The sequence below is a fragment of the Streptomyces sp. HUAS 15-9 genome, from assembly GCF_025642155.1.
Taxonomy (GTDB): Bacteria; Actinomycetota; Actinomycetes; order Streptomycetales; family Streptomycetaceae; genus Streptomyces.
Genome location: NZ_CP106798.1, coordinates 2,403,518 through 2,420,080 on the forward strand (window position 1 = coordinate 2,403,518; position 16,563 = coordinate 2,420,080).

16 protein-coding genes are annotated in these 16,563 nt (G+C 71.2%); 5 read left to right on the top strand and 11 right to left on the bottom strand.

Annotated features, from left to right (window positions below; genetic code table 11):
• Positions 1-34: 34 nt before the first annotated feature.
• Positions 35-91 carry a trp operon leader peptide gene (locus N8I87_RS44315; protein WP_078912442.1) on the top strand — a complete coding sequence of 19 codons (57 nt, stop codon included), beginning with the start codon at positions 35-37 and terminating at the stop codon, positions 89-91.
• A 102-nt stretch (positions 92-193) separates the two neighbouring features.
• On the top strand, positions 194-2,167 hold the full coding sequence (locus N8I87_RS11015; protein WP_263207824.1) for an anthranilate synthase family protein: 1,974 nt from the start codon (positions 194-196) through the stop codon (positions 2,165-2,167).
• Between the two features lie 95 nt (positions 2,168-2,262).
• Here N8I87_RS11015 and N8I87_RS11020 read toward each other — a convergent pair whose 3' ends face one another.
• The 4 genes from N8I87_RS11020 to N8I87_RS11035 form a co-directional block, all read right to left on the bottom strand.
• Complete coding sequence (locus N8I87_RS11020; RefSeq protein ID WP_263207825.1) at positions 2,263-3,291, bottom strand: 6-phosphofructokinase; 1,029 nt, start codon at positions 3,289-3,291, stop codon at positions 2,263-2,265.
• Positions 3,292-3,412: 121 nt separating this feature from the next.
• Positions 3,413-4,090: a response regulator gene (locus N8I87_RS11025; RefSeq protein ID WP_263207828.1), complete on the bottom strand. Its 678-nt coding sequence runs from the start codon at positions 4,088-4,090 to the stop codon at positions 3,413-3,415.
• The gene (gene macS / locus N8I87_RS11030; protein ID WP_263207829.1) at positions 4,087-5,349 is read right to left on the bottom strand and encodes a MacS family sensor histidine kinase; all 1,263 of its coding nucleotides are present in this window, start codon (positions 5,347-5,349) and stop codon (positions 4,087-4,089) included. The genes N8I87_RS11025 and macS overlap by 4 nt, the downstream gene beginning before the upstream one ends.
• Before the next feature lie 61 nt (positions 5,350-5,410).
• Complete coding sequence (locus N8I87_RS11035; protein ID WP_263207832.1) at positions 5,411-6,145, bottom strand: lysophospholipid acyltransferase family protein; 735 nt, start codon at positions 6,143-6,145, stop codon at positions 5,411-5,413.
• Positions 6,146-6,293: 148 nt separating this feature from the next.
• Here N8I87_RS11035 and N8I87_RS11040 point away from each other — a divergent pair, with 148 nt between their 5' ends.
• Positions 6,294-7,073 carry an alpha/beta hydrolase gene (locus N8I87_RS11040; protein ID WP_263207835.1) on the top strand — a complete coding sequence of 260 codons (780 nt, stop codon included), beginning with the start codon at positions 6,294-6,296 and terminating at the stop codon, positions 7,071-7,073.
• Positions 7,066-7,623, top strand: a complete 558-nt coding sequence (locus tag N8I87_RS11045; protein WP_263207837.1) for a hypothetical protein — start codon at positions 7,066-7,068, stop codon at positions 7,621-7,623. Before N8I87_RS11040 ends, N8I87_RS11045 begins: the two co-directional genes overlap by 8 nt.
• A 15-nt stretch (positions 7,624-7,638) precedes the next feature.
• On the opposite strand, the gene N8I87_RS11050 is transcribed toward N8I87_RS11045, so the two are convergent.
• The 6 genes from N8I87_RS11050 to N8I87_RS11075 form a co-directional block, all read right to left on the bottom strand.
• Positions 7,639-8,385, bottom strand: coding sequence for an endonuclease/exonuclease/phosphatase family protein (locus tag N8I87_RS11050; protein WP_263207839.1), 747 nt, complete (start codon positions 8,383-8,385; stop codon positions 7,639-7,641).
• A 130-nt stretch (positions 8,386-8,515) separates the two neighbouring features.
• The gene (locus N8I87_RS11055; protein ID WP_263207841.1) at positions 8,516-9,469 is read right to left on the bottom strand and encodes an ROK family glucokinase; all 954 of its coding nucleotides are present in this window, start codon (positions 9,467-9,469) and stop codon (positions 8,516-8,518) included.
• A 67-nt stretch (positions 9,470-9,536) separates the two neighbouring features.
• A complete protein-coding gene (locus tag N8I87_RS11060) occupies positions 9,537-10,007 on the bottom strand; it encodes a DUF5304 domain-containing protein (protein WP_263207843.1) in 471 nt (156 codons plus the stop codon).
• Positions 10,008-10,193: 186 nt separating this feature from the next.
• Positions 10,194-11,363 carry an ArsA family ATPase gene (locus tag N8I87_RS11065; RefSeq protein ID WP_263207846.1) on the bottom strand — a complete coding sequence of 390 codons (1,170 nt, stop codon included), beginning with the start codon at positions 11,361-11,363 and terminating at the stop codon, positions 10,194-10,196.
• Positions 11,364-11,406: 43 nt separating this feature from the next.
• Positions 11,407-11,850: an SRPBCC family protein gene (locus N8I87_RS11070; RefSeq protein WP_263207848.1), complete on the bottom strand. Its 444-nt coding sequence runs from the start codon at positions 11,848-11,850 to the stop codon at positions 11,407-11,409.
• Between the two features lie 141 nt (positions 11,851-11,991).
• Complete coding sequence (locus N8I87_RS11075; protein ID WP_263207850.1) at positions 11,992-12,789, bottom strand: metallophosphoesterase family protein; 798 nt, start codon at positions 12,787-12,789, stop codon at positions 11,992-11,994.
• Positions 12,790-13,105: 316 nt separating this feature from the next.
• Between N8I87_RS11075 and N8I87_RS11080 the strand changes: the two genes are divergently transcribed.
• Positions 13,106-14,902, top strand: coding sequence for an AMP-dependent synthetase/ligase (locus N8I87_RS11080; protein ID WP_263207852.1), 1,797 nt, complete (start codon positions 13,106-13,108; stop codon positions 14,900-14,902).
• 19 nt (positions 14,903-14,921) lie between these two features.
• Here N8I87_RS11080 and N8I87_RS11085 read toward each other — a convergent pair whose 3' ends face one another.
• On the bottom strand, positions 14,922-16,559 hold the full coding sequence (locus N8I87_RS11085; RefSeq protein WP_491743933.1) for a GMC oxidoreductase: 1,638 nt from the start codon (positions 16,557-16,559) through the stop codon (positions 14,922-14,924).
• Positions 16,560-16,563 lie beyond the last annotated feature (4 nt).

A 16,563-nucleotide genomic window follows, 5' to 3' on the forward strand; every position in this document is an offset into this window, starting at 1 on the left:
GTGGACGCGCCGGAGATCGGGTAGGGTGCACCGCATGTTCGCGCTTTCGACCCAGAACTGGTGGTGGACCGCTCATCCGGCGGCCCACTGACTGCGCGTACGCAAGACTTCGCGAAGGCCGCCCGAGGGGCGGCCTTCGGCGTTTCCGGGGTCGTCCCTCTCCGTCAAGAAGACCGAGAAGGATCACCGACCGATGAACCTGCTGGACCTGCTGTCCGACTCACGTCCCTTCGCCCTGCTCCGCCGCCGCACCCCGGGCCACGACGAGAACACCGTGGAGGTGTTCCTGGGCCCCGTCACCACGTGCGAGCGGCTCGCGGACCTGCCCGACGAGGGCCTCGCGCTCGTCCCCTTCCGGCAGATCCGCGAACGCGGCTTCGACGTCCGGGACGACGGCACACCGCTGACCGTGCTGATCCCCGAGGAGACCGGCACCGTGCCCCTGGCCGACGCGCTGGCGCAGCTGCCCGCGCACGACGTGCGGGTCGAGGGCGGGGGCTTCGACGTCGGCGACGAGGAGTACGGCGAGATCGTCGGCCGGGTGCTGCGCGACGAGATCGGGCGGGGCGAGGGCGCGAACTTCGTCATCCGGCGGACGTACGAGGGTGAGATCCCGGGGTTCGCACGCGCGGACGCCCTCGCGCTGTTCCGGCGGCTGCTGGAGGGCGAGCGGGGCGCGTACTGGACCTTCGTTGTTCACACCGGAGATCAAAAGGGGCCCGAAGGGCCTTCCCCGGAAGGGCGGCGGAGGGAGACGGGTGGGCGCACGCTGGTCGGGGCGAGCCCGGAGGTGCACGTCCGGATGTCCGGGGGCACCGTCGTCATGAACCCGATCAGCGGCACGTACCGCTACCCGGAAGGCGGCCCGACGCCCGAGCACCTGCTGGACTTCCTCGCCGACGGCAAGGAGATCGAGGAGCTGTCGATGGTGGTCGACGAGGAGCTCAAGATGATGTGCACGGTCGGCGACATGGGCGGGGTGGTGATCGGCCCGCGGCTGAAGGAGATGGCGCACCTCGCGCACACCGAGTACGAGCTGCGCGGCAAGTCCTCCCTGGACGTGCGGGAGGTCCTGAAGGAGACCATGTTCGCCGCCACGGTCACCGGCTCGCCGGTGCAGAACGCGTGCCGGGTCATCGAGCGGCACGAGGTCGGGGGCCGCGGCTACTACGCGGGCGCGCTGGCCCTGATCGGCCGTGACTCGGGCGGCGCCCAGACGCTGGACTCCCCGATCCTCATCCGCACCGCGGACATCGACGCGGCGGGGCGGCTGCGCGTCCCGGTCGGCGCCACTCTGGTCCGCGGGTCGGACCCGGCGGGCGAGGTGGCGGAGACCCACGCCAAGGCGGCGGGGGTCCTGGCGGCTCTCGGTGTACGGCCCTCCCGCCCCCGCGGGGAGCACACGCGCCCCAGGCTGGCCGACGACGCCCAGGTGCGGGCTGCACTGGACGGGCGCCGGGCCTCGCTCGCGCCGTTCTGGCTGCGGATGCAGGAGCGCTCCGAGGCCCTGGATGGTCACGCGCTCGTCGTCGACGGGGAGGACACCTTCACGGCGATGCTCGCGCACGTGCTGCGGTCGAGTGGACTGACGGTGACCGTCCGGCGCTACGACGAGCCGGGGCTGCGGGAGACGGTGCTCGCCCACGAGGGCCCGGTCGTGCTGGGCCCCGGGCCCGGCGATCCCGCGGACCTCGCCGACCCGAAGATGCGCTTCCTGCGCGAGCTCACCGCCGAGGTGATCCTCCCCCAAGCTCTCGGCTCCGCTCGAGCAGGGGGGACCCCCATCCACCGGTACGGCGTCCTCGGCGTCTGCCTCGGGCACGAACTGATCGCGGCCGAGCTGGGCCTGGAGATCGTACGCAAGGAGGTGCCGTACCAGGGGGCGCAGACGACGGTCGACCTGTTCGGGCGGCAGGAGACCGTCGGCTTCTACAACAGCTTCGTGGCCCGCTGCGACGAGGAGTCCCTCCTGGAGCTGACGGCACACGGCGTCGAGCTGAGCCGCGCCGCGAACGGTGAGGTGCACGCGCTGCGGGGGCCCGGGTTCGGCGGGGTGCAGTTCCACCCCGAGTCGGTCCTCACCCTGAACGGGGCGACGATCGTACGGGAACTGATCGACCGGGTGCGTGGGACGAGTGCGTGCGCCGAGCGGGGGCCCGTGCTGTAGTGGCCACGCCATGAACACGAAGAACGCCGCCACGGGTGCCGCGGCGGCGTTCGCACGTCGGGCGGCCTCCCCCGGGAGGCCGAGGAGTTCGGGATTCAGCCGAAGAACACGCCGGCTTCCTCGTACAGCTTCGGGTCCACGGTCTTGAGCCTGGCCGTGGCCTCGGCGATCGGGACGCGGACGATGTCGGTGCCGCGCAGCGCGACCATCTTGCCGAAGTCGCCGGCGCGGACCGCGTCGATGGCGTGCAGCCCGAAGCGGGTGGCGAGCCAGCGGTCGAAGGCGCTCGGGGTGCCGCCGCGCTGGATGTGCCCGAGGACGGTGGTCCGCGCCTCCTTGCCGGTGCGCTTCTCGATCTGCTTGGCCAGCCACTCGCCGACACCGGAGAGCCGCACGTGCCCGAAGGAGTCCAGCGACTCGTCCTTGAGCACCATGTCGCCGTCCTTCGGCATGGCGCCCTCGGCGACGACCACGATCGGGGCGTAGGACGCCTTGAAGCGTGAGGTGATCCAGGCACACACCTGGTCGAGGTCGAAGCGCTGCTCGGGGATGAGGATGACGTTCGCGCCGCCCGCGAGCCCGGAGTGCAGGGCGATCCAGCCGGCGTGACGGCCCATCACCTCGCAGACCAGGACCCGCATATGAGACTCGGCGGTGGTGTGCAGCCGGTCGATGGCCTCCGTGGCGATGCCGACGGCGGTGTCGAAGCCGAAGGTGTAGTCGGTGGCGGAGAGGTCGTTGTCGATCGTCTTCGGCACGCCGACACAGGGCACGCCGTACTCGTCGGACAGCCGCGCGGCCACGCCCAGGGTGTCCTCGCCGCCGATCGTGACGAGCGCCCCGATCTCGTGCTTGGCGAGGTTGTCCTTGATCCGGCGGATGCCGTTCTCCAGCTTGAGCGGATTGGTCCGCGAGGAGCCGAGGACCGTCCCGCCGCGGGGCAGGATGCCGCGCACGGCCGGAATGTCGAGGCGGACGGCGTCGCCTTCGAGGGGTCCCCGCCAGCCGTCCCGGAAGCCGACGAAGTCATAGCCGTACTCCTGCACGCCCTTGCGCACGATGGCCCGGATGACGGCGTTGAGCCCCGGGCAGTCGCCGCCTCCGGTCAGTACTCCGACCCGCATGGAAAAGTCCCTTCGCCGCGGTTGCCTGATGCAGGTCACGCTAATGGTGATCCCGGTCACACAGGGATGGGCGGGAAGCGCAATTCCGGTGAAATGTCAGGAGGTTGGTTGACGGGGCCTGTCAGTCGTCGTCGAGCCCGCGCTCTATCGCGTACCGCACCAGCTCGACCCGGTTGTGCAACTGGAGCTTGCCGAGGGTGTTCTGGACGTGGTTCTGGACCGTGCGGTGGGAGATGACCAGGCGTTCGGCGATCTGCTTGTAGCTCAGGCCCTTGGCGACCAGCCGCAGCACCTCGGTCTCGCGCTCGGTCAGCCGGGGCGCCCCCGGCTCGTCGGCGTCGGCGGCGGGCGCGGGCTCGGAGGCCAGCCGGCGGTACTCGCCGAGGACCAGACCGGCGAGGCCGGGCGTGAACACCGGGTCGCCGACGGCCGTACGGCGCACGGCGTCCAGCAGTTCCTCGGTGGAGGCCGACTTGAGGAGGTATCCGGTCGCGCCCGACTTCACGGCCTCCAGGACGTCGGCGTGCTCGCCGCTCGCCGAGAGCACCAGGACGCGCAACGCGGGGTTGGCGCCGACGAGTTCCTTGCAGACCTGGACGCCGGGCTTGGCGGGCAGGTTGAGGTCCAGGACGAGGACGTCCGGCGCCGCGGCCCTCGCGCGGCGCACCGCCTGCTCGCCGTCCCCGGCGGTGGCGACCACCTCGAAGCCGGACTCGGTCAGGTCGCGGGCGACCGCGTCGCGCCACATGGGGTGGTCGTCGACCACCATCACCTTGATCGGACCCTGCCGCTGCGTCATCGCTTCTCCGCCTTCCCCCGGGAGACGTCCGGGTCCTTCGGGTCTTTCGGGGCCTTCGGATCCTTGGGGGCCTTGGGTACCTTCAGCTCGACTTCCGTGCCCTGCCCCGGAGTCGAGACCAGTTCGGCGCTGCCGCCCAGATCGCGCAGCCGCCCCCGGATCGACTGGGCGACCCCGAGCCGCCCCTCGCCCTCGGCCTGCGCGAGCCGCCCCTCGGGGATGCCGGGCCCGTCGTCCCGGACGGTCACCACGACCTCGCCCGGCTCGTCCTCGACGAGGATCCAGGCCCGCGCGTCCGGACCCGCGTGCCTGCGCACATTGTCCAGGGCCGCGCCGACGGCGGCCGCCAGTTCCCTGGCCGCACCGGGCGCCAGCGGCACCGGGGCGCCGGGCTCGGCGAAGCCGACCCGGGCACCGGCGTACGGGACGAGCAGGGTGCGCAGGTCGACCGGCCCCGCGGTGTCGTCGGGTTCGTCCACGGCCCGTACGACCGCCCCCTCGGCGGCGTCGTACGACACGCGCGGGACGGGCACCAGGCCGCCGGAGACGAGCGCACGCAGCGCCACCTCCTGCTCCCCCGCCATCCGGCCCAGCTCGGCCGCCTCCCCGCCGATGACCGCGCCGCGCCGCTGCACCATCGCCAGCACCTGCAGCACGCCGTCGTGGATGTCACGGGCCAGCCGCTCCCGCTCCCGGGTGGCGGCCTCGATCTCCAGGGCGCGGGCGAGGGTACGCTCGGAGGCCCGGGCGACCTCGACGACGTATCCGATGGCGATGGAGGCGACCCAGACGAGGATCACGTTGTGGACGGTGTCGCGGGCCGGCCGGCCGCGCTCGATGAGGTTGGCGACGGCGACGGGCGTGGAGGCGAACGCGGCCCAGCGCCAGCCGCCCTTGATGGCGAAGGCGAGGACCGAGCCGGCCGTCCAGATCGACGGCAGGGTGGGGCCACCGCGGTGGATGTGGTGGCCGGTGACGACCCACGGGGTGAGGACGATGCCGGTGAGCGCGATCGCGAGGTCGACGGCGAGGAAGCGCTTGGTGCAGGCCGCCGCGTTGCGCACCCGGGGCAGCGTGGCGAGCGTCCAGGCGCACAGCAGGCCGTAGTAGGCGATGGCGAGGGCGGGGCGGTCGTAGTCGTGGTACGCGGAGGCGAACAGGCCGACCGCGTACAGCATCGTCAGGACCCGGTAGCCGGCGAGCGCGCGCCACAGCGGCAGCTCGACCGACATCCTCATGACCTTCTCGCGCTTCGGCACGCGCTCCCCCACCCCCCGGTCCCGGACCGCCCCGCCAAGGCCTCCCGCCCAGGCTTCCTGTCTAGGACTCCGCGTTCTTCTTCTCCGCCTTCTCGGCTTCCTTCGAGGCCTTCGCCGCCTCCGCGATCTGCCGCTTGGCTGCGGTCGCGTAGATGTCGACGTACTCCTGGCCGGAGAGCTTCATGATCTCGTACATGACCTCGTCGGTCACCGCGCGGAGCACGAAACGGTCGTGCTCCATGCCCTGGTAGCGGGTGAAGTCGATCGGCTTGCCGATGCGGATGCCGGGCCGCATCAGCTTCGGGACGACCTTCCCGGGCGGCTGGATCTTCTCGGTGTCGATCATCGCCACGGGGATGACGGGCGCGCCGGTGGCGAGGGCCACGCGGGCGAGGCCGCCGGGCTTGCCGCGGTAGAGGCGGCCGTCGGGCGAGCGCGTGCCCTCCGGGTAGATGCCGAACAGCTCACCGCGCTCCAGGACCTCTATGCCGCTCTTGATCGCCGCCTCGCCCGCGCCACGCGCGCCGGAGCGGTCCACCGGAAGCTGGCCGACGCCCTTGAAGAAGGCCGCCGTCAGCCGACCCTTCACCCCGGGCGTCGTGAAGTACTCCGCCTTCGCGATGAAGGTGACCTTGCGGTCGAGGACCGCGGGCAGGAAGAACGAGTCCGAGAACGAGAGGTGGTTGCTCGCCAGGATGGCGGCGCCCTCGGCGGGAATGTTCTCCAGGCCTTCCACCCAGGGTCTGAAGGCGACCTTCAGCGGTCCCCCGATGGCGACCTTCATCGTGCCGTACAACAACCGAGTGCCTCCTGTTTCCGTCGATCAGACCTTATCCCGGAGCGCTGTCAAAGGGACCGACGACCCTGGTCGGTGTCAGTGCGGTCGCGTACGGTGAAGCACACCGGAGTCGTTCACGCCCTTCTCATGGACAGGAGACCGAAAGGTGCCGGTTCTCCCCGGAGCCGAGCCGTACCGCCACGAGGGCGGGGAGGTTGGTGTTCTCCTCTGCCACGGCTTCACCGGCTCGCCCCAGTCACTGCGCCCCTGGGCGGATCATCATGCCGCGCGGGGCCTGACCGTGTCGCTGCCGCTGCTGCCCGGCCACGGCACGCACTGGGAGGACTTGCAGCTCACGGGCTGGCAGGACTGGTACGCGGAGGTGGACCGCGAGCTGCGCGTGCTGCGCGAGCGCTGCGCGCGGGTGTTCGTGGCCGGCCTGTCGATGGGCGGCGCGCTCGCCCTGCGGCTGGCCGCGAAGCACGGGGAAGGGGTCGACGGCGTGGTGGTCGTCAACCCGGCGAACAAGGTGCACGGCCTGTCCGCGTACGCCCTTCCGGTGGCCCGGCACCTCGTGCGGACGACGAAGGGCATCGCCAGCGACATCGCGAAGGCGGGCGCCGCGGAGACGGGCTACGACCGGGTGCCGCTGCACGCGGCCCATTCCCTGCGCAGCTACTTCCGGCTGCTGGACGGCGAGCTCCCGCAGGTGACCCAGCCGCTGCTGCTCCTGCACAGCGCCCAGGACCATGTGGTGCCGCCGGCCGACTCGGCCCGCATCCTGAGCCGGGTGTCCTCCCTGGACGTAACGGAGGTCGTGCTGGAACAGAGTTACCACGTGGCGACGTTGGACCACGATGCGGACCGGATCTTCGAGGAGAGCCTCGCCTTCATCGGCCGGCTCGCACCCAGTGTCGGCAAAGAAGGGACGGCCTCAGTTGGCTGAGCACGACTCCGACCGCGAGGACCGCGAGCCGGACGAGAAGGGCGTGCCCCTCGACGAGGAGGCGGCCTGGGCGGCGATCGTCGCCGGGTACGGCGCGGAGCCGGCGGACCCGCCGGGCGCCAGGCCGTTCAAGTCGATCGAGGATCTCGCGCTGCCCGAGCCCGTGCCGGACGAGGACGACGACACCGAGGCACAGCAGCCCGCGAAACCGCTGGGCAGCTCCGTCTCTTTCGCGCCCGGCGTCGGGCCGCGCGACTACACGGCGCCGGAGCCGTCCGAGGACGACTTCGACGAGGACGACGAGGGCCATTTCGTGCCGCCCGAGCCGCCGCCGCTGCCCGCCGCCGACGCGACGGCCAAGTTCGCCTGGCTGGGGGTGGTGGGCGGTCCGATCCTGCTCCTGCTGGCCGTGCTGCTCGGCTGGGACATGACGTGGTGGCTGGCGACGCTCGGCATCGGTGGCTTCCTCGGCGGCTTCGTCACGCTGGTGACCCGGATGAAGACGGACGACGACGAGGACGGCGACCCGGGGCGGGGCGCGGTCGTCTGAGCGAGGCGCGAGCCGCTACGCCGACGGGATCCTGAGAGCGGCCAGGACCGGAAGGTGGTCCGTGGCCGCCCTCAGGTCTGCCCGGGTCACTCCGGGGTGATCGAGGGGCACCCCGCAGCCGAGGACCTCGATGCCCTGGGTGGCGAAGATCGCGTCGATGCGCTGGTGGGGGTCGGTGGGGGTGGAGGTGTACTCGCCGCCCCAGGGCGCGGTGGCCCAGCAGTCCCGCAGTCCCTCGGCCAGGCGCCGGAAGGTGCGGCCGTCGGGGCGTTCATTGAGGTCGCCGCCCGCGACGGCGTGCTCCACGCCCAGGCCGGCCAGCCGGTCGAGGAGCATGCCGGCCTGCTCGTGGCGCTCGTCCTGCTGCAGGCTGAGATGGCAGCTCAGGACGCCGAGGCGGGTGCCGCCGAACTTCACCACGGCGGTGGCGAAGCCCCGTCTGTGCAGTCCCGGCGTGAGCGGGAGCAGTACGTCCTGCGTCCGCTCGACGGTGGCCCGCAGGCCGCACAGGATCGCCGGTCCCGCCGCGGTGGCGCCCCCGGTGAGGATCACCTGCCCGGACGCGGCCGCGAGCCGGGCCAGTTTCTTGCGCCAGCGGAAGAAACGGGGGGCTTCCTGGACGAGGACCAGGTCGGGGGCGCAGGCGGTGATCACACGGGCGAGGGCGACGTTGTCGTCCCTCATCGAGCGGATGTTGTAGCTGAGGACGCGGATGACCGCGGAACCGTCTGGCTCCGTGCGGGAGTTGGGGAGCGGCGCCATGTGGATCAATGTACGCCCAATGGGGCGGGGCGCGAGGTGCGTGCGCGGCTGCGGGTGCGTTGTGGCTGGTCGCGCAGTTCCCCGCGCCCCTTGGGGGCGGCACAGGTGCCGTAACTCGGAAAAGTGAACGTCACATGATCGGGTCCGGCTCCCGGGCCAGGTCGGCCGCGCCCACCAGGCCCGCCTTGTTGCCCAGCCGGGCGGCGATCACATCGGCGACGGGGCGCCAGTTGCCGCCCACCAGCCAGCGCTTGTACGACTTGCGGATCGGGTCGAGGACCAGCTCGCCCTCGTCGGAGAGGCCGCCGCCGACGATGAACGCGGAGGGGTCGAAGAGGGAGGCCAGGTCGGCCAGGCCCGCGCCGACCCAGCGGGCCAGCTCGCGGTAGGAGTCGACGGCGACCGGGTCGCCCTGGCGGGCGGCCATGGAGATGTGCTTGCCCTCGATGCCCTCGGGGGTGCCGTCGCCCATGCCGAGCAGGATCTCGGCGTTCTCCGGGGTGGCGTTGGCGCGCTGCTTGGCGTATCTGACCAGGGCGCGGCCGGAGGCGTACTGCTCCCAGCAGCCCTGCGAGCCGCAGCCGCACAGCAGCCCGTCCGGGACCATCCGGATGTGGCCGAACTCGGCGGCCACGCCGAAGTGCCCGCGGCGGAGCTTGTTGCCGATGATGATGCCGCCGCCGAGGCCGGTGCCGAGGGTGATGCAGATGACGTTGCGGTGGCCCTTGCCCGCGCCGAACTTGTACTCGCCCCACGCGGCCGCGTTGGCGTCGTTCTCGACGACGACCGGGAGACCCACGCGGGCCTCGACCTCCTGCTTCAGCGGCTCCTGGCGCCAGTCGATGTTGGGGGCGAAGTAGACGGTCGAGCGCTGCCGGTTCACGTAACCGGCCGCACCGATGCCCACGCCGACGATGTCGTGACCGGCATGTGCGCCCTCCACGGCCGAGGCGATGGCGTCCACGATCGCCGCGGGCGTGCCCGGGGTCGGCACCTTGTGGGTCGAGAGGATGTTGCCTTCCTCATCGACCACGCCGGCCGCGATCTTCGTGCCGCCGATGTCGACGCCGATGGTGAGTCCCATGAATCCCTCAGTTTCGGTCGAGCCCCGCTACGGCCAACCGTACCCGAGGCCCTACCGGCGGGGGCTGTCAGTCCAAGTCGATGCGTTCTCCTGAGCCGGTGCCGTCGCCCCGGTCCTTCAGGTCTTCCGTGCGGGACGTCCAGCGCTGTTCCTGTGCCTGGACGGCGGAGCGGTACGCGGCGAGCAGTTCGTTCCCTGCCGCCGCGAGGTGGTCGAAAACATCGGGGTTGCGCTCTATGACGGGCTCGACGGCGGCCTTGGCCTGCTGGACGGCCTGCCGCACCATCTGCTGTGCGGCGGGCCCGGCGACCGCCCCGAGGAGCGGGGACTGGAGGCCGGACAGCTTGTCGGCGACGGCGTCGACGAGTTTGCGCAGTTCCTCGGCGGCCGAGCCCTGAGGAGGGCCGTACTGGGCACGACGGCGGGCCCGCTCGGCCTCCAGGTCCTCGGCGCAGGCCGTGGACCAGGCATCGGCGTCGGTCGCCCGAACCTCTTCGTCCGCCTCGGGGGCGTCAGGTGTGGGGCGCTCTTCGCTCATGACGGACTCCTGACTACGGTTCGTCTCTACGACGTTACCCGAATGGGCGTGCGGGGTTCACCGTCGGCGCGACCGGATCGGCCGCCGCTCCGGCGCCGGGCGAGCGGGAATCGCTTCTGGCGCGGTCACGGGTCCGCATCCGCACGAACCGGATCGCCCCTCGCCCCGCTACCCGGCAAGCGGGAATCACTTCCCGCGCGGCCAGAGATCCGGATCCGGCGCGAAGCGGATACGCAGCTCCCCCTCGCGCAACGCCGCGCCGGCGACGGTGCAGCGGCGCAGGGCGGACGGGAGGGCCACGATCCGGCGGAAGCGGCCGGCCGTGATCACGATTTCGTCGCCGCGTCGGACGAGGTCGAGTTCGTCGCGTATCGCGCCGGGCAGCGGGACGGTCCAGACGAGTACGCCGTCCTCGGCGATCCGGTCGGTGACGGGCCACTCGACGGGGGTGGGCACCGGGTTGACGGCGGGCACCGCGAGCGCGGCCAGGTCGTCGTGGCCGTGCGGATCGCGGCCGAGGTGGGCGACCGGGTGGACGTCGTAGGACTCCTGCCAGTCGGCGAGGGCCTTGCGCTGCTGGGCGGCGAGTCCGGCGAGCCAGGTGTCGGACGTCAGCTCGGGCAGCAGGCGGTTGGCGATCAGGGTCTCGGTGCGCAGGCCGCGCAGGGCGAGCCCGAGGCCGGCGGCGCGGACGGCTTCGGCGCCGGCCGGTCCCGGTTCGGCGACCAGATGTACGGATGTCGCGCGGTCGGCCATGACTGCCTCGACGGCGGCCAGTTCGACGTCCCAGCGGGCGGCCGTCTCGTACAGCCACTCGGCGGGCATGGGGACTCCGGCGAGCCGGCCGAGGACGGGGCGCAGGGCGCGGGCGGCCTGCCGCTCGGGCGGCAGCAGCCTGCGCAGGTAGCGGCGCAGTTCCTCGGGCAGGGCGAGCAGGGCGAGGGCCTGCGGGGTGGGCGGGAGGTCGACGACCAGGAGGTCGTAGCGCTCGGACAGGGCCGCGTCCCGCAGGGCGCGGAGGAAGGACAGCTCCTCGGCGCCGGGGAGGGGGGTGACCTCCTCGGCGTCCAGGCGGGAGGCGCCGAGGAGGTCGAGGACGTTCGCGGCGCGGGACTGGAACGCGGTGAGGTCCTCGCGGAAGCGTTCCACCGCGTCGGGCCGCCAGGCGGTGAGGTCGGGCGCGACCTGTACCGGGGCCGGTCCCGTCGCCGCGCCCAGCGCCGCACCGAGGGTGTCGGTGCGGTCCGCGCTCAGCACGAGAGTCTTGCTCCCGATGCCCGCGGCGCGCAGAGCGGTGGCGGCGGCGACGGTCGTACGTCCGCAGCCGCCCGGGCCCGTGATCAGGATGGTGCGCATGAGGGTGAACGCTACCGCCGTGCGCCGCCCCGGGACGCCGCGCCTACTTCTCGGGCGACTCCACCCGCTTCTTCAGCCCTGCCAGCGCCCGGTCGATGATGACCTTCTCGGCCTTGCGCTTGATCATGCCGAGCATGGGGATCTTGACGTCGACGGTGAGCTGGTACGTCACCTCGGTGGCGCCCGCGCCGGCGGGCTTGAGGAGGTAGGAGCCGTCCAGGGAGCGCAGCATCTGGGACTTCACCAGGGTCCAGGAGACCTCGTTCTCGCCGGTCCAGGTGTAGCCCAGGGTCTGGTCGTCCTTGATGGCCCCGGCGTCCATGACGAGGCGGACCTGCTCGGCGCGGCCCTGGTCGTCGGTCTTGAGGACCTCCGCCTCCTTCACCTCGCCGGTCCAGTCCGGGTAGCGGGCGAAGTCGGCGATCACCGCCATGACGTCGGCCGGGGCCGCCTCGATCGTGATGCTCGAACTGGTGTGTTCCGCCATCGCCGTGGCTCCTCCAGATGCGGGCCGGTAGTCCGGATGCGCGCCGGTAGTCGGGTGCGTGGTGCGCGAGCGTGCGCACGTGTGTGCAGCGTGAAGGCTACCGCGCGCCCGACCAGGCGCCTTCACCCCATCTGGGGTCGTTCACCATTCCAGTACCCAGGGCCGTCCCGTCCCGGCGAAGTGCCCCACGTTCACGCACTCGGTCGCGCCGATCCGCATCCGTCGCACCAGCGGCTGGTGGACGTGCCCGAACAGGGCGTAGCGGGGCCTGGTGCGGCGTATCGCGTCCAGCAGGGCGCGGCTGCCGCGCTCGAAGCGGCGCGCGACGGTGTCGTACACCAGTTCAGGGACCTCGGGGGGTATGTGCGTGCACAGCACGTCGACCTCGCCGACCGCCTCGATCTTCGCCGCGTACTCCTCGTCGCCGATCTCGTACGGCGTCCGCATCGGGGTGCGCAGGCCGCCGCCCACGAAGCCGAAGGTCCAGCCCCCGATCTCCACCCGCTGGCCGTCCAGGACCGTGGTGCCGGGACCGGCGTATTCGCGCCACAGGGGCGGCATGTCGACATTGCCGTACGTCGCGTACGTCGGCGCCGGGAACACGGCGAACATCTCGGCGTACTGCTTGCGCACCGCCTTCTCGATCGCGGAGGCGCGGTCGGCGCCCATGCCCGCCCACAGCCGGGCCCCGAACTCCCGCGCCTCCTCGAAGCGCCGGGCGGTGCGCAGCTCGACGATGCGGTCGGCGTTCGCCAGACCGAACAGGTCGGGGAAGATTCCGCGCGAGTGGTCGGCGTAGTCCAGGAAGAGCACCAGGTCGCCCAGGCAGATCAGGGCGTCGGCACCGTCACCCGCCCTGGCCAGATCGTGGACGTTGCCGTGCACGTCGCTGACCACATGGACGCGTGACCTTCGGTTACCGCCGGTTGTGGGTGCCATGGTGATCAAGGGTAGGCGTGTACGGCACAGGTGAACAGTGTCGGTCGGACCCGTGGTTACTGGCCAGTCAGCAAGGGGGTGGACTACCGTACGTGAAGGAACACCAGTCTGTGTGACGCAGCGAACATCTCGCCGGGAACCCCTGTCGAAAAAGCCATACCGGCGGGTAACGTCCGGGCAGTCCAGTCGTGCTCTGGATTTCAACCACTGATCCTCGAGGTTCGTGGTGGACAACCGGAGTACCTGCCCGGACCTTGGACCGCACCGTCGCATCGCACAACGTCGTGGCGCCGGCGCCCTATGAGGAGCAGCAGTCTTGCGCGAGTTCAGCCTTCCGGCTTTGTACGAGGTCCCTGCGGACGGCAATCTGACAGACATCGTCCGCAGAAACGCCGCGCAGCATCCCGACGTCGCTGTCATCGCCCGCAAGGTCGGCGGTGTCTGGCAGGACGTCACGGCCACGGCATTCCTGGCCGAGGTGCGCGCCGCAGCCAAGGGACTCATCGCCTCCGGCGTGCAGCCCGGCGACCGTGTCGGCCTGATGTCCCGTACCCGCTACGAGTGGACCCTGCTCGACTTCGCGATCTGGAGCGCCGGCGCGATCACCGTGCCGGTGTACGAGACCAGCTCGCCGGAGCAGGTGCAGTGGATCCTGAGCGACTCCGGTGCCACCGCGTGCGTCGTCGAGCTCGACACCCACGCCGCCGCCGTCGAGTCGGTGCGCGACCGCCTGCCCGCCCTCAAACACGTCTGGCAGATCGAGGCCGGCGGCGTGGAGGAGCTGGGCCGGCTCGGCCAGGACGTCGCGGACGCCACCGTCGAGGAGCGCAGCTCGCTCGCCAAGGCGGACGACCCGGCGACCATCGTCTACACGTCCGGCACCACCGGCCGGCCCAAGGGCTGTGTCCTCACCCACCGCAGCTTCTTCGCCGAGTGCGGGAACATCGTGGAGCGGCTGCGGCCGCTGTTCCGCACCGGCGAGTGCTCCGTCCTGCTGTTCCTGCCGCTCGCGCACGTCTTCGGGCGGCTGGTCCAGGTCGCGCCGATGATGGCGCCGATCAAGCTGGGCAACGTCCCGGACATCAAGAACCTCACCGACGAGCTGGCCGCGTACCGGCCGACCCTGATCCTGGGCGTCCCGCGCGTCTTCGAGAAGGTCTACAACTCGGCGCGCGCCAAGGCGCAGGCGGACGGCAAGGGCGCCGTCTTCGACAAGGCGGCGGACACGGCGATCGCGTACAGCAAGGCGCTGGACACGCCGTCGGGCCCGTCCATCGGTCTGAAGATCAAGCACAAGGTGTTCGACAAGCTCGTCTACAGCAAGCTGCGCACGGTGCTCGGCGGCCGGGGCGAGTACGCCATCTCGGGCGGCGCCCCGCTGGGCGAGCGTCTGGGCCACTTCTTCCGCGGTATCGGCTTCACGGTCCTGGAGGGCTACGGCCTGACCGAGTCCTGCGCGGCGACCGCGTTCAACCCCTGGGACCGGCAGAAGATCGGCACGGTCGGCCAGCCGCTGCCCGGTTCGGTCATCCGCATCGCCGACGACGGCGAGGTGCTGCTGCACGGCGAGCACCTGTTCAAGGGCTACTGGAACAACGAGGCCGCGACCGCCGAGGCGCTGGCCGACGGCTGGTTCCACACCGGTGACATCGGCACCCTCGACGAGGACGGCTACCTCAGGATCACCGGCCGCAAGAAGGAGATCATCGTCACCGCGGGCGGCAAGAACGTCGCCCCGGCCGTGATCGAGGACCGTATCCGGGCGCACGCGCTGGTCGCGGAGTGCATGGTGGTGGGCGACGGACGGCCGTTCGTGGGCGCGCTGGTCACCATCGACGAGGAGTTCCTGGGCCGCTGGGCCGCCGAGCACGGCAAGCCGGCGGGCTCCACCGCGGCGTCGCTGCGCGAGGACCCGGATCTCATCGCTGCAATCCAGGACGCGGTCGACGACGGCAACGCCGCGGTGTCGAAGGCGGAATCGGTGCGGAAGTTCCGCATTCTGTCCTCCCAGTTCTCGGAGGAGTCGGGCCACCTGACGCCGTCCCTGAAGCTCAAGCGCAATGTGGTGGCGAAGGACTACGCGGACGAGATCGAGGCCATCTACCAGAAGTAGCGGGCCCCCTGACGGTGCGTCATGGCGCGGTGTCCTCGGCGAGGACCCGCGCCATGGTGCGTTCGGCGAGCGCGGTGATGGTGACGAAGGGGTTCACGCCGATCGACCCGGGCACCAGCGAGCCGTCGGTGATGTACAGCTTCGAATAGCCCTTCACCCGGCCGTAGTCGTCGGTGGCCCTGCCCAGCACGCAGCCGCCCAGCGGGTGGTACGTGAAGTCGTCGGCGAAGACCTTGCTGGTCGAACCGAACAGGTCGTACCGGTAGATCGTGGCGTTGGCCAGGTTGATCCGGTCGAACAGCTTCTTGGCCATGCCGGCCGACACCGCGCTCTGGGCCGGGGTCCAGCCGAGCTTCACGGCTCCCGAGGCCGCGTCATAGGTGAACCGTGCCCGCTCCGGATTCTTGGTGATCGCCAGATAGAGGCTGACCCAGTGCTCGAAACCCATGGGCAGCGGGGCGATCTCGGCGAAGACCGGGTTGTCGGTGTTGGCCCAGTCGTCGATGCCCAGGACGGGCATGGTCGCCTGGTTGGCGCCGACCGTGTCCCAGATGTGGTTGGCGCGCCCGAGCATGGTGTTGCCGTTGGTACCCCAGCCCGCGCCCACGCTGGAGTTCAGGTCGGGCAGGGTGCCGGTGTCCCGTGCACGGACCAGGAGTTCGGTGGTGCCGAGGCTGCCGCCGCCCAGGAAGAGGTAGGTGCAGCTGTACTGCTTGGTCTCGACGACCGCGCCCGTGGTGTCGATCCGGTCGGCGGTCAGGACGTACGTCCCGTCGCCCGCCCGGCTGACGGACTTCACCTTCTCCAGCGTGTGGATGGTGACGTTGCCGGTGCCGAGCGCGGCGGCGAGATACGTCCTGTCGAGGCTGCGCTTGCCGTAGTTGTTGCCGTAGATGACCTCACCGGCGAGCGCCGACCTGGTGGCCGTGCCGGCCGCCTCGCGCTGCATGTAGCCGAAGTCGTAGACGTTCGGCACGAAGGTGGTCTTCAGGCCCGCGTTGGCGGCGGCCTTGCGGGAGGTGCGGGCGAACTTGTACCACTCGGTCGACTCGAACCAGGCCGGGTCGACGGTGTTGACGCCGAGCATGGAACGGGCGCGCGGGAAGTACGTGCCGTACATCTCCGTGGCGTCCACGGTCGGGAACTGCTCGGTGAAGTACGACTGGAGCGGGGTGACCGCCATTCCGCCGTTGACCAGGGAGCCGCCGCCGACGCCCCGTCCGACGTACACGGACATGTTGTCGTAGTGCACCCGGTCCAGGACGCCCGGGTAGGAGCTGATGTTCTTGTTGACGAGGTCCAGCCACAGGAAGGTGGCCAGCGGCGCCTCGGTGCGGGTGCGGAACCACATGGAGCGCTCGTCCGGGGCGCTGGTGGAGCAGAAGACCTTGCCGTCGGAGCCGGCGGTGTTCCACAGCCGGCCCATCTCGATCACGAGGGTGCGGATGCCGGCCTGGCCGAGGCGCAGGGCGGCGACGGCGCCGCCGTAGCCGGAGCCGACGACGATCGCGGGGGCGCTCTCGACGACGGCCGGTTCGGCGGCGTGGGCGGACTGGAGACCGACACGGGTGAGACCGGCCGCGGCGGCGGTCTGGAGGGCGACCATGCCCAGGATTTGACGTCTCGTCAGCTGACGCTGCATCAGTTTCGCTGTCATGCGC